This window comes from Mesorhizobium sp. B2-3-4, assembly GCF_006442315.1.
Classification (GTDB): Bacteria; Pseudomonadota; Alphaproteobacteria; order Rhizobiales; family Rhizobiaceae; genus Mesorhizobium.
In genome coordinates this window covers 66,760-80,094 of the sequence record NZ_VFVY01000009.1, presented here as the reverse complement: position 1 = coordinate 80,094, position 13,335 = coordinate 66,760, and the positions used below count along the sequence as shown (strand labels likewise).

The window sequence follows — 13,335 nt, the reverse complement described above, 5'->3', positions numbered from 1 at the left end:
TCACATCCTGAACACGCCAAAGCGCGTGTCTTCGATTTCGGCATTGAGTGCCGCGGACAGGCTGAGCGCCAACACGTCTCGTGTCTTCGCCGGATCAATGATACCGTCGTCCCACAGGCGCGCTGACGAATAGAGCGGGTGCCCCTCATGCTCGTATTTCATCAGGATCGGCTTCTTGAATTTTGCTTCCTCCTCGGCGCTCCATTCGCCGCCCTTGCGCTCGATGCCTTCGCGCTTGACCATGGCCAGCACCGTTGCCGCCTGCTCGCCGCCCATCACCGAGATGCGCGCGTTCGGCCACATCCACAGGAAGCGTGGCGAGTAGGCGCGGCCGCACATGCCGTAATTGCCGGCGCCGAACGAACCGCCGATGATGACGGTCACCTTCGGCACCCTGGCGGTGGCGACCGCCATCACCAGCTTGGCGCCGTCCTTGGCGATGCCGCCGGCCTCGTATTTCCGGCCGACCATGAAGCCGGTGATGTTCTGCAGGAAAACCAGCGGGATTTTGCGCTGGCAGCACAGTTCGATGAAATGCGCGCCCTTCAGCGCACTTTCGGAAAACAGAACGCCATTGTTGGCGATGATGCCGACCGGCATGCCGTGGAGATGGGCAAAGCCGGTGATCAGCGTGGTGCCGTAATTCTGCTTGAACTCGTCGAATTCGGAGCCGTCGACGATGCGCGCGATGACCTCGCGCACGTCATAGGGCTGGCGCAGATCGGTCGGCACGATGCCGTAGAGTTCATCCGCGGGATGAAGCGGCGGAATCGATTTCTGTAAGCTCAGGCTTACAGCCTTGTTCCGATTCAGGTTCTTGATGATGCGCCGGCAAATCGCCAGCGCGTGCTCGTCGTCCAGCGCATAGTGATCGGCGACGCCGGAGAACCTGGTGTGAACATCCGCGCCACCCAGATCCTCGGCGCTGACGTCCTCGCCGGTGGCCGCCTTAACCAGCGGCGGCCCGCCCAGAAAGATGGTCGCCTGGTTGCGCACCATGATCGTCTCGTCCGACATGGCCGGCACATAGGCCCCACCCGCCGTGCAGGAGCCCATGACGCAGGCGATCTGTGGGATGCCGGCGGCCGACATGTTGGCCTGGTTGTAGAAGATGCGGCCGAAATGCTCGCGATCAGGGAACACCTCATCCTGGTTGGGCAGATTGGCGCCACCGCTGTCGACCAGATAGACGCAAGGCAGGTTGTTCTGCAGGGCGATCTCCTGCGCGCGCAAATGCTTCTTCACCGTCAGCGGATAGTAGGTGCCGCCCTTCACCGTGGCGTCGTTGACGACGACCATGACCTCGGTGCCTTCGACGCGGCCGACGCCGGCGATCAGTCCGGCGGACGCGATCTCCTCGCCATACATCGACCAGGCCGCGAACTGGCCGATTTCAAGGAAGGGTGAGCCGGTGTCGAGCAATTGCGCCAGACGCTCGCGCGGCAACAGCTTGCCGCGGCCGACATGGCGTTCGCGCGCTTCGTCCGAACCGCCGCGCTCGACAATCGCCGCCTTCTCCGCGATGTCGACGACCAGCGACCGCATGCGCTCGGCATTGGCGCTGAAGGTTTCGGAGGAGGGGGAGATCTGGGTTTGCAGAACAGCCATGCTACACCCCCTCCGCCATGATCTCGCGGCCGATCAGCCAGCGGCGGATTTCGCTGGTGCCGGCGCCGATCTCGTAGAGCTTGGCATCGCGCAAGAGCCGGCCGGTCGGATAATCGTTGATATAGCCATTGCCGCCAAGCAACTGGATGGCGTCGAGCGCCATCTGCGTCGCCTTTTCCGCGGCAAACAGCACGCAGCCCGCGGCATCCTTGCGGGTGGTCTGGCCGCGGTCGCAGGCGGCGGCGACGGCGTAGACATAGGCGCGCGCGGCATTCATCACCGTGTACATGTCGGCCAGCTTGCCTTGCACCAGCTGGAACTCGCCGATCGGCTGACCGAACTGCTTGCGCTCGTGCACATAGGGGATGGCGACGTCGAGGCAGGCCGCCATCAGGCCGATCGGCCCGCCGGCGAGCACGGTACGCTCATAGTCGAGGCCCGACATCAGCACCTCGACGCCGCGCCCTTCCTCATGCAGCACGTTGTCGAACGGCACCTCGACGTTTTCGAACACCAGTTCGCCGGTGCTGGAGCCACGCATGCCGAGCTTGTCGAGTTTCTGCGCCACCGAGAACCCGGCAAAAGCCTTCTCGACGATGAAGGCGGTGATGCCGCGCGATTTGCGCTCCGGATCGGTCTTTGCGTAGACGACCAGCGTTTCGGCATCCGGGCCGTTGGTGATCCACATCTTGGTGCCGTTGAGCACGTAGCGGTCGTTGCGCTTTTCGGCGCGCAGCTTGAGCGAGACGACGTCGGAGCCGGCGCCCGGCTCCGACATGGCAAGCGCCCCGACATGCTCCCCCGAGCACAGCGGCGGCAGGTATTTCTCCTTCTGCGCCGGCGTTGCCCAGCGGTTGATCTGGTTGACGCAGAGATTGGAGTGGGCGCCATAGGAGAGGCCGACCGACGCCGAGGCCCGCGAAATCTCCTCGACCGCGATGACATGGGCGAGGTAGCCCATGCCGCTGCCGCCGAAGTCGGGATCGGCGGTTATGCCGAGCAGGCCGAGCGCGCCGAGCTCGCGCCACAGATGCGCCGGGAATTCGTTCTCACGGTCGATCTCGGCGGCGACCGGCGCAATTCTCTCCTGCGCGAAGCGCCGCACCATGTCGCGCAGCGCCTCGACATCCTCGTCATGCCCGAAGCTGAGCGTGTTGGTGTACATGCCGTTCCTCCTGCCGCCCGTTCCGCCTCGGCATGACTCCGAAAATCGACTTCGATTTTCGGAAAGGATCATGCGCGAAATTCTGGTGCTACAACGTCCATTGCGCGTCCGACGTGACGCGCGGCCCTGTAGTAATGCTGTCGATCTTCGCGCCGACCAGGCGCATTGTCATCGAAAGATATGTCGTGGTGACTTCAGTGATCGAGAGCCGCTCGCCCGGCCGGAACCAGACGATGACGCCGGTCATCATCTGGATCAGCGCCATGGCGGTCAGGCCGGTGTCCTCGATGTTGAAAATGCCCGCCTCCGCGCCGTCGCGCAGGATGGAACGCAGCTCCTTTTCGTAGGCCGTGCGCAGGCGCAGGATCTGTGTCAGCCTGTCAGGCGACAGGCTGCGCAACTCCATGTTCGACACATGCGTGGCGTGGCGGCGCCCGATATGAAAGGCTATGTGGTTGCGCACATAGGCGGCAAGCTGCCGCGCCGGATCCGCGTCACCCGGCCTGGAGTGCTCCCAGGCTTCGTGAAGCCCTTGCATATGTTCGCGCATCAGCGTGAACAGCAGATCTTCCTTGGTCGGGAAATAGCGGTAGAGCGCGGCTGCCTGCACGCCGACCTCGGCGGCCAGTTGGCGCATCGACATCGCCTCATAGCCGTAACGCGCGATCAGGTTGACCGCGGCTTCGCGGACTGCCGCTTCGGTTCGACCGCCGTCTGATCCTGTGGTGCGCGCCATCATCGCCTCGTTGAAGGCAGTAATAAAACGAACGTTCAATTAATTCAAGAGGGGCGGCCAAAATGGATGGCAGGGGCCGTCTATCCAATGATCCTGAAATCTCCGGGCGCGGTCCATCTCTCCAGTTCCTCCACGTCGATCCGCGAGACAGAAGCGCCTGACGGGCCTTGCCGAAGCCGCTCGATCATGGCCGCGACGGCCGGGTCGGCACCGGTAAGCCATGCAGTTACCGAGCCGTCCCTCTCGTTGCGCACCCAGCCCAGCAGCCTCAGCCTTGTCGCTTCGCCTCGCACCCAGAGCCTGTAGCCGACACCTTGGACCTTGCCGTATATGCGCGCCTCCACTGCCCTTTTCCGGTCATTCATGGCTCACTCCCTTGCAAAGAGTCTGGCGCAGTGCCGAACGAAGGCAAGCGGCCTGAAGTGCGATCCGATGCAAGCTTCCCGGGATTATGCGAAACAGTTGACTTGATCGTGCAAATAGTTGACTAAGTCAATTTATTTGCAACTATCCAAAAGTCTGGAAACTCAGGGGAGGCGCCCGGCATGCACGATCGGAATGCCTTGGTCGGAGACGTCCGCCGCTTCAACCGGGTCTACACCGGATTGATAGGGTTGCTCGACGAGACGTTGATGCACAGCGCCTATACTCTGACCGAGGCGCGGATGCTGTTCGAACTCGGCCAACGCCCTCGCGAGGGTGCCATCGATCGCGGCGGCAAGGCAGGCTTTCTGGCGCGGGCGCTTCGGCTCGATCTCGAACCGGTGGCTTCGGCAATCGCCCGGGACCTTCAGGTGGATCCTGCCTACGTTACGAGAATCCTTCGCAAATTCTCTGCCGCCGGGCTGATTGAAATGAAATCCGGCTCCGCGCTTCTGCGCGTTCTTTCGCTCACCGCGCGCGGCCAGGCCGCGCTTGCCGCACTTCAAGCCGCCGCGGATCGTGATCTCGCCCGCCTGACCGCGGGCCTGAATGACAGCGATGCGGCGGAGTTGTCGCATGTGCTGACGCGCATCGGCGATCTGCTCGCCGCCGCGATGGCCTCTGAACGTGGCGAAATGCGCTAGTTCCCGCGCGCCGACGCCAATGCGCCGGGCAACTCCTCGGCCAGGATATCCAGTTCGTGGTCGAGGCCGACGCTGATGCGGATGCAACGGTCTAGTTTTGGCGCCATCGGCTTGCGGATGAAGACGTCGCGCGATAACAGCCCCTGCAGCACCTTCAGCGCAAAAGCACCGTCGCGGCCGCAATCGATGGTGACGAAGTTGGTCGCGGAGGCCAGCGGCTTCAACCCGTTTTGTTCGGCGATAGCAGAGATGCGCCGGCGTCCGGCGGCCACCCGGGCCACTACCGTCTCGAGATAGGCCTGATCGGCGAGCGCCTCGACGCCGGCGATCTGCGCCATGCGGCTGACGCCGTAATGGTTGCGGATCTTCTCGAAGTCGCGGATCACCTGGTCCTCGGCAATCGCATAGCCGCAGCGTATGCCGGCCAGCCCGTAGGCTTTTGAGAACGTGCGCATGCGGATGACGTTCGGCCGCGCGACATCGATCGGCGGCAGGGCCGAGGCTGGCCCCAATTCGCCATAGGCCTCGTCGAGCACCAGCATGGTGGTTTCCGGCAAGGCCTCCATGAAGCGGATGACTTCGTTCGCCTCCCACCAGCTGCCCATCGGATTGTCCGGATTGGACAGGTAGACCAGCGGCGCCTTCTCCTTGATGACGGCCGCCAGCAGACCCTCCAGGCTTTCGCGATCGTTCTCGTAAGGCACGGTCACCAGCCTCCCGCCGACGCCGGCTATGTGGAAGTTGAACGTCGGATAGGCGCCGAGCGAGGTGACCACCGCATCGCCAGGCGCAACATACATGCGCGCCACCAGGCTGAGCAGGCCATCGATGCCTTCGCCGACAACGACGTTCTCGACCGCCACATCGTGATGCGCGGCGGCCGCGACCTTCAGCTCATAATTGTCGGGGTCGCAATACATCCACTGGTCGCGCGCGACGCTCTCCATGCGAGCAATGACGCGCGGCGAGGGACCAAAGCTGCTTTCATTGGCACCGATGCGGGCACGAAAAGCTCGCCCGCGCTCGCGCTCCTGTGCTTCCGGACCCACAAACGGCACTGTCGAGGGAAGCGCTGCGATAATGGGTGAGAGGGCAGGGCGCTGAGGCATGGTGGAAGCTCGCTTGGAAAGGGGCTTCTTGCTAGCGTGCCGGGTCGATGCGTGCAAGCTCACCGCTGTCCGCAACCACGGCACTGGATTCCATAGCGTCTTTTTGGTAGCGAGGCATCATGAACAATCGTTTACCCCCTGCCTGGTCTAAGCATCTCAAGCTCGGCCCTGCGCCGAATCTGAAGAAGCAGCCAAATCTGCCGCAAGCGAATATCTTAAGGGGAAGTCCTCAGTCTCGTGCTCAGAGCGACGACGATCTACTGAAACAGGCGTATCAGCACGGACAGGAAAAAAAGCTCGATGAGGCGCAAGATTTGTGCTTTCGAGTTCTGGCCCATACTCCAAATCATCCACTTGCTCTGTATATCCTGGCGACTATATACTTGGGCTATGATGATGAAAAGGCATTGCGATACTTCGCTCGTGCGGTCGGTGAGGAGCCTAACAATCCTTATTATCACCTGAGCCTTGCTGAGACCTATCTTAAGCTAAGTGAGTTTTCGCCGGCGATCAAGCATATGGAACATGCTTTGAAACTGCAGCCGGATCTTGTCGAGGCACTTTGTGCGTTAGGTCGAGCCTACAACGAGTTTGACCAGCCTGAAATGGCTTTGCCTCTTTTCGAAAAGGCATTGAAGCTTAACCGGGATCATCCCAAGGTTCGAGTGGGACTGGCCGGCGCGCTTACCAGCCTAGGGCGAATGGACGATGCAGCCGTTCACCTGAGAGAGGCAATCGAACGACGTGTGTCGCTTCCGGTTGCCTACAATGATCTCGTACAGACGAAAAAGTTCACGGAGGAGCCTGCGGAACTCCAACCCATCCTTGATGAACTCCGCAATCCAAGCCTTGATTCGAGCGGTGCGGAAAAGCTTCACTATGCAGCCGGCAAGGTCCTTAACGACCTCAAGCGCTATGAGGAAGCGTTCCACCATTTCAGGAAGGCGAAACAGGCTTCCGGGTACACGTTCGACATCGATTTTTATCGTCGCTGGGTCGATTCGATGATCGAGACTTTCACACCTGAGATGCTGGCTGCCAGGGCTGAATACGGAAATCCATCTGAAGTTCCTGTGTTCGTGGTCGGCATGCCTCGCTCGGGAACGACGCTGACGGAGCAGATTTGTGCTAGCCATCCCGACGTTCATGGTGCCGGGGAACTGAGCAAGCTAAGGCGGGTCGCGAATGCGCTTGAGCTTAGAACATCATCTGCAGAAGATTTAGGCCAGTCGGTGATGTCGATCACCAGAGATCTCTCCACGATGCTGGCCCAGGAACACCTATCATATCTGAAAGAGCGGGCGCCTACCGCACTACGCATCGTAGACAAGATGCCGCACAATTTTCAATTGATCGGGCTTATCGGCCTTCTCTTTCCTAATGCACGCGTCATCCATTGCCGTCGTGATGCTATCGACAATTGCGTATCTTGCTTTGTTCTAAAGTTTAGTGAAGCGCATGGTTACAATTGCGATTTAAAAACGCTCGGGCTTTATTATCGCGAGTATGATCGTTTGATGCAACATTGGAATAAGGTCTTTCCAGGACTTATATTCGAGAACCGATACGAGACTTTGGTTGAAGATCAGGAGGCGCAGTCACGCCGCCTTATAGAGTATCTCGGATTGCCGTGGGACGACGTCTGCTTGCGCTTTTTCGACAGAGACAGTTCGGTCAACACACCCAGCCGCTGGCAAGTTCGCCAGCCAATCTACAAATCTTCCGTCAAGCGCTGGAAGAATTACGAAAGCGAGATCCAGCCACTGATTGACGCGCTGGGCGACTTAGCGGACACCTGATCATTACGGTAGCTTGCAGGTCGGAATTGAAAGGCGCGGCACAGGCTGCGGCGTCTAGTCTGATGACCACCCTCGCGCTGGCAAAGGCCTGCGGCCAGCACATGGGCCTTTCGCTGTGAGCCTTCGATATGGTCAGATGTTCTGGATTCGACTGGCCTTTTTTGCTAAATAGGAATGATGAATAATCGACTGCCGCCTGCCTGGTCCAAGCACCTCAAATCCACCGCTAAGTCTAAATCTGGATTGCCACGGCCAGCTTTGGCGCAGCCAGGGCTACCAAAATCAAGTTCGTTTGCACGCGCACAGGCTGACAGCTTGTTGCTGAAGCAAGCCTATGAACATCAACAGGCCAAGCGGCTCGGTGAGGCTCAGGATCTGTGCCTTCAGGTTCTGGAGCGCACGCCAAACCATCCGCTGGCGCTCTACATCATGGGCACCGTCTGTCTGGGCTACGATGACGAGGCGTCCTTGCGTTATTTCGCGCGCGCGGTCGGCGAAGAGCCCAGAAACCCCTATTATCACCTTAGCCTCGGTGAAGCCTATGACAGGCTGAGCGAATTTTCAGCCGCGATCAAACACATCCTCTACGCACTGGAATTGCAGCCCGGCTTGATCGAGGCCCTATGTGCGCTGGGGCGCGTTTATACCCAGTTCGACAAACCCGATCTGGCCTTGCCGCTTTACGAAAAGGCGCTGAAAATTAACCGCGATCACCCCAAAGCGCGGATCGGAATGGCGGCGGCGCTCACCGGCCTTGGACGCATGGAGGAGGCCGGCGTCTATCTTAAAGAGTCGATTGAACACCGCGTCGACGTCGGGGCGGCTTATTACGACCTTGTGCAAAGTCGCAAGTTTACCGAAGAGCCCGTGGAGCTTCAATCGATCCTGCGCGAGCTCGACAGCCCAGGGCTTAAATCGGAGGCTGTGCAGAGCCTGCATTATGCTGCCGGCAAGGTGCTGAACGACCTCAAGCGCTACGCAGAGGCGTTTCACCATTTCAACGAGGCGAAACAGGCCGCTGGCTACAAGTTCGACATCAATCAGTATCGTCGTTTCGTGGATCTGACCATCGAGACCTTCACGCCGGATCTGTTCGCCGAAAGGTCCAGCTACGGGAACCCTTCGCAAGCGCCGGTCTTCGTTGTCGGGATGCCGCGTTCGGGGACGACACTGACCGAACAAATATGCGCCAGTCATCCCGACGTTCATGGCGCTGGAGAGCTCAGCAAGCTGTGGCGGGTAGCGAACGCGATCGGTCTGAAAACCTCGGCTTCCGATCTCGGCAAGCCGGTTGCCACGATCACCCAAGGCTTGTCCAAGACTCTGGCCGAAGAACATCTTTCCTATCTGCGGGAACGCGCTCCGACCGCGCAGCGAATCATCGATAAAATGCCCCACAATTTCGAATTGATCGGCCTCCTCACCCTGCTCTTTCCCAATGCCCGCATCATTCATTGCCGCCGCGATGCCATCGACAATTGCGTGTCCTGCTTTGTCCTGCCCTTCAGCTCAGCGCACAGCTACAACACGAACCTACGGGCACTTGGCCTCTACTACCGGGAATATGACCGCTTGATGCGTCACTGGAACGAGGTTTTCCCCGGCCGTATCTTTGAAAATCGCTATGAAACGCTGGTAGAGGATCAAGAGGCGCAGTCGCGCCGACTCATCGATTATCTTGGCCTTCCCTGGGATGATGCATGCCTTCGCTTCTTCGACAGGGAAGGGGCTGTTACCACGCCCAGCCGCTGGCAGGTTCGTCAGCCGATCTACAAATCGTCCGTCAAGCGCTGGAAGAATTACGAAAGTGAAATCCAGCCTTTGATTGAAGCGTTGGGCGACCTCGCTGACGTTTGAGCGATAGTTTGCTAGGCCAAAGCATACCGGCGAGCTAGCGCATGTCGCCCGGGAGTGTCTTCGGTTCCGGGCGACATGCATAAGATCAGGGGCTTATGGTAGGTCGGGCGAATCCTGTTCGCCGCGACATGCTGTTGGTGCGAGATCGAATCTCAGAGGTCGCGAGCGCTGTCCAGAGTGGGTCGCGCTTGGGCGAGTTGCCGATGCCATGTCAATGCGCTTCGTCGAAACGAACCGTGGCTGACGGCATGGCCTCGAACCGGCAAGGGTATCGCGATCGCGGCTGTCAAATACGGCACGGTGCAAAAAGCTCCCGCTGTTGCCGATACATGTCGCCCAAGGTGCGGCAATGCTGGAACAGCGGGTACGCATCGGAACAAAAGAAAAACCCGGCGGTTGCCCGCCGGGTTCTCCTGTCTCCCCAGAAAATATCTGGTCTTAGAAATCGCGCTGGAAGCGGATGATGCCGCCGACAACGTTCTTCTTTCCGTTCTCGGCGCCAGCCCAGACATTGCCGGCGTCAAGAGCGCCCGAGCCGACGTGCTGGTAGTCGACTTCCGGCGTGATCGTAAAGCCGGGAACGACGGTGTAGGCGATGTTGGCCGCGAGACCGTAGTCTTTCCACTGATCACCCGACACCTGGAGGTTGAACGAAGTCTTCTCGTTGAACTTGTAGGTGCCGCCGGCCCAGAAGCCCCAGTTGCCGCCCCACGGCTTGTAGAAGCCGCGACCGTTTGCCGGGAAGTTTCCAAAATCGTTCAGCTTGCCTTCGCTGGCATAACCGAACATGCCGAACAGCGACAGTTCGTTGGAGACGTTCACGTCCACGCGAACCTTGCCCGAGACGTATTCGTAATTGCTGTCATAGGCCACGACACCGACGATATCGCCCCAGCCCTGCGTGTACTTCAGGCCGCCGACGACATGGGGAACATAGCTGTCGACCGTGCCTTTGCCATAACCATAGCTGCCCGAGTGATTGGCGTATTGTGCACCGCCGCCCGAACCTTCTTCGAGAGAGGCCATGGCCGAGAAGCCGTTGCCAGCGTCGAAGTAGTACTGCACGACACCGGTCTTGAACCCGCCGTAGGGAACGATGGTGTCGTTGATGACGTTGCCGGCGTAGCCGACGAACGTGTCGAATGCCGACTCGTCCTCACCGACACGCAGGCCGCCAAGTTGGATCCAGGCGAAGTGCTGGTCGATGTTGTTGTGCGCGTCGTTATCCTGGCCGTTGTCGTACGGACCATTCTGGAAGTTCAAGCGGGTCTCGGTGTAGGTCTTCAAGGTGCCGAGTTCGGTTTCCTGGCCGGTCCAGGTCTTCAGCGTGAAGCGGGCGTCTTTGTAATAAGTGCCCTGGTTCTTGCCGTCGACGACGTCGTTGGCGCGTGCGCCGGTGAACGTGCCGACATCGCCGGCGCCGATGTCGTAACGGACATAGCCGCCGATGCGCAGGCAGGTCTCGGTGCCGGGGATGTAGAAGTAGCCAGCGCCGTAGACGTCGCAGATCTTGACGTATTCAGCGGGCTCCGGCTCGGCGACGACGACGGCGTCGGCGGCGCGCGCACCGGAAACTGCGATCAGGGCCGCAGCGGAGCCGAGAAGAAGGCTCTTGATGTTCATTTTCTGACCTCCAGTCAGAATCGAGAGCGGAGGTCGGTGAAAGGCGGCCTAAATCGAAATTTTCACCTTAATTTCAATTGGATAGCTCTAAAGGTCGTGAGCGGGCGCTGTCCGCGAAAAAACGCTTGCTTGCGAACGCCTTGCCGGATCCGGTCTTGAAATACCGCTCGAGTTGCCGTGCATTGGCCTCGGTTTCGACCGCGATATACGTCTTCAAGACAACAGGCAGGTGAGCCTTGGTCGAAGTTACGCAGCCTGATTGATGCGATTCGAACCGGCGTCGAAGGTCGTTTGTCGACCCGACATAGACGTCACCATTATCGAGCTGCAGGAAATAAACGTACCACATGGTCCCCCTACGCTACTTCGTAGCTTCGGGCGACACCCTACGCCCAATGCGGTTCCGGGTGGCCTGCCACCCGAAGCCCGCAGGGCGTAGGGTGGCGGAGAGGATGGGATTCGAACCCACGAGAAGCTTTTGACCTCTACTCCCTTAGCAGGGGAGCGCCTTCGACCACTCGGCCACCTCTCCGTTGCGCCGCTGGATAAAGAAAAGCGCCGGCACAATCAACAAGCTGGCGCCATTATATATGGAAAAATCCGATCGCCTGAGGGCGCGGCTGGCCGCGCTGTGGCATTTCCCAGGCAATTCCCTGGTTGACGACTCGAAGCCTCGCCATGATTCCGTCGGCCGATCGCCGGATTCGGCCTGGAATAGCGGGCTGCGGCGGGCCTGATGGTTAACGAGAGCTTTCTGAGTGAGGCCAAATCGTGTCATTTGTGCAACAACGCTGGGGGATAGCAGCCGAACAGCCGTTTCGCCGGTACGATCGTTGTTGAACGCCGCCGGCTCATGGGTAATGTCGGTTTCGAGGAAGCGGCGCGGTGCGCATCTTTTTCGGTAGTGGGGATGGGGCAGGGAACGCTGTCCTTCAGCAAAGAATACCCAGACCCGTTTTTTAACTTTTGACTGGAGGTCAGAAAATGAACATCAAGAGCCTTCTTCTCGGCTCCGCTGCGGCCCTGATCGCAGTTTCCGGTGCGCGCGCCGCCGACGCCGTCGTCGTCGCCGAGCCGGAGCCCGCTGAATACGTCAAGATCTGCGACGTCTACGGCGCTGGCTACTTCTACATCCCCGGCACCGAGACCTGCCTGCGCATCGGCGGCTATGTCCGTTACGACATCGGCGCTGGCGATATCGGCACGTTCGACGGCGCTCGTGCTACCGACGTTCAGAACGGCAAGGACCAGGGCACCTGGAAGAAGAACGCCCGCTTCACGTTGAAGACCTGGACCGGCCAGGAAACCGAACTCGGCACCTTGAAGACCTACACCGAAACTCGCTTCAACTTCGGCAACACCCGCAACAGCGGTCGCGCCAGCTACAATAGCTACACCTCGACCTACAACGCCGGCGCCGCGAATTCGGGCATCTCGCTGAACTTCGCCTGGATCCAGCTCGGTGGTCTCCGCGTCGGTAAAGACGAATCGGCCTTCGATACGTTCATCGGCTACGCCGGCAACGTCATCCAAGACACGATCGTTCCCTACGGCGGCTTCGACACCAACGTCGTCCAGTACTATTTCGACGGTGGCAACGGCTTCTCGGCCGTGGTTTCGCTCGAAGAAGGCTACGGCAATGTCGGTACGATCGACAGCTATGTTCCGCACGTCGTTGGTGGCGTGAAGTGGACGCAGGGCTGGGGTGCGATCACCGGCGTTGTCGCTTACGACAGCAATTACGAAGAAGTCGCAGGCAAGGTTCGCTTGGACGTCAATGTCTCCAACGAATTGTCGCTGTTCATCATGGGCGGCTACGGCACTGATGGAAACCTCAACGACAACGCAAACAACGTCGTCGATGCTTTCGGCCGCGGCATGTACAAGGTCTGGGGCGGAAACTGGGCTGTGTGGGGCGGTGGCACCTACAAGTTCAACGAGAAGACCTCGTTCAACGCTCAGGTCTCGTATGACGAATGGAAGAATCTCGGCATCGCCGCGAACATCTCCTACGACGTCGTTCCTGGCTTCAACGTCACTGCTGAAGTTGACTACCAGAACGTGGGTGACATTCCTTCCTACGGCAATCCGTGGGGCCATCCTGAAAAGGAAAGCAACATCGGCGGTATCGTCCGCTTCCAGCGCTCCTTCTAAGGGCTGGTTCCTTACAGGTGAAATCCAGCCCGGGCGCTCAAACGCCCGGGCTGTTTTTGTTTCGTGACTGGGTCAACGCAAACGAAGGAAGAGGGGGATATCGGCAGCTGAATGGATCCGTAGGGGTGATTTTGTGGGATCCGCGATGGGCGGATGAGATCACAACTATGTGATTTAGTCTCTTGAAAGGACGCTTCCGAGCGGATAGGGCTGATCT

General features: G+C 59.6%; 11 protein-coding genes and 1 tRNA gene. 4 read left to right on the top strand and 8 right to left on the bottom strand.

What is annotated here, in order from left to right:
• From FJ967_RS15555 to FJ967_RS15540, 4 genes are all read right to left on the bottom strand, one after another.
• Positions 1-1,608: a carboxyl transferase domain-containing protein gene (locus tag FJ967_RS15555; protein ID WP_140732705.1), complete on the bottom strand. Its 1,608-nt coding sequence runs from the start codon at positions 1,606-1,608 to the stop codon at positions 1-3.
• Position 1,609: 1 nt separating this feature from the next.
• Positions 1,610-2,773, bottom strand: a complete 1,164-nt coding sequence (locus tag FJ967_RS15550) for an isovaleryl-CoA dehydrogenase (protein ID WP_140732704.1) — start codon at positions 2,771-2,773, stop codon at positions 1,610-1,612.
• Positions 2,774-2,861: 88 nt separating this feature from the next.
• Positions 2,862-3,509, bottom strand: coding sequence for a TetR/AcrR family transcriptional regulator (locus FJ967_RS15545; protein WP_140732703.1), 648 nt, complete (start codon positions 3,507-3,509; stop codon positions 2,862-2,864).
• Positions 3,510-3,589: 80 nt separating this feature from the next.
• Positions 3,590-3,874, bottom strand: a complete 285-nt coding sequence (locus FJ967_RS15540) for an acylphosphatase (RefSeq protein ID WP_140732702.1) — start codon at positions 3,872-3,874, stop codon at positions 3,590-3,592.
• Positions 3,875-4,123: 249 nt separating this feature from the next.
• Here FJ967_RS15540 and FJ967_RS15535 point away from each other — a divergent pair, with 249 nt between their 5' ends.
• Positions 4,124-4,576: a MarR family transcriptional regulator gene (locus FJ967_RS15535; RefSeq protein WP_246675277.1), complete on the top strand. Its 453-nt coding sequence runs from the start codon at positions 4,124-4,126 to the stop codon at positions 4,574-4,576.
• Here the strand turns inward: FJ967_RS15535 and FJ967_RS15530 are convergent.
• Positions 4,573-5,685, bottom strand: coding sequence for a pyridoxal phosphate-dependent aminotransferase (locus FJ967_RS15530; protein WP_140732700.1), 1,113 nt, complete (start codon positions 5,683-5,685; stop codon positions 4,573-4,575). The two genes, FJ967_RS15535 and FJ967_RS15530, sit on opposite strands and share 4 nt — an antisense overlap.
• Before the next feature lie 119 nt (positions 5,686-5,804).
• Between FJ967_RS15530 and FJ967_RS15525 the strand changes: the two genes are divergently transcribed.
• A complete protein-coding gene (locus FJ967_RS15525; protein ID WP_140732699.1) occupies positions 5,805-7,484 on the top strand; it encodes a sulfotransferase in 1,680 nt (559 codons plus the stop codon).
• A gap of 177 nt (positions 7,485-7,661) precedes the next feature.
• Positions 7,662-9,341, top strand: coding sequence for a sulfotransferase (locus tag FJ967_RS15520; RefSeq protein ID WP_140732698.1), 1,680 nt, complete (start codon positions 7,662-7,664; stop codon positions 9,339-9,341).
• A 438-nt stretch (positions 9,342-9,779) separates the two neighbouring features.
• On the opposite strand, the gene FJ967_RS15515 is transcribed toward FJ967_RS15520, so the two are convergent.
• From FJ967_RS15515 to FJ967_RS15505, 3 genes are all read right to left on the bottom strand, one after another.
• On the bottom strand, positions 9,780-10,964 hold the full coding sequence (locus FJ967_RS15515) for a porin (RefSeq protein WP_140732697.1): 1,185 nt from the start codon (positions 10,962-10,964) through the stop codon (positions 9,780-9,782).
• Between the two features lie 73 nt (positions 10,965-11,037).
• Complete coding sequence (locus FJ967_RS15510; RefSeq protein ID WP_140732696.1) at positions 11,038-11,313, bottom strand: GIY-YIG nuclease family protein; 276 nt, start codon at positions 11,311-11,313, stop codon at positions 11,038-11,040.
• Between the two features lie 92 nt (positions 11,314-11,405).
• Positions 11,406-11,496: transfer RNA gene (locus FJ967_RS15505), tRNA-Ser, on the bottom strand.
• Between the two features lie 452 nt (positions 11,497-11,948).
• Between FJ967_RS15505 and FJ967_RS15500 the strand changes: the two genes are divergently transcribed.
• Positions 11,949-13,118: a porin gene (locus FJ967_RS15500; RefSeq protein ID WP_140732695.1), complete on the top strand. Its 1,170-nt coding sequence runs from the start codon at positions 11,949-11,951 to the stop codon at positions 13,116-13,118.
• Positions 13,119-13,335: the final 217 nt, after the last annotated feature.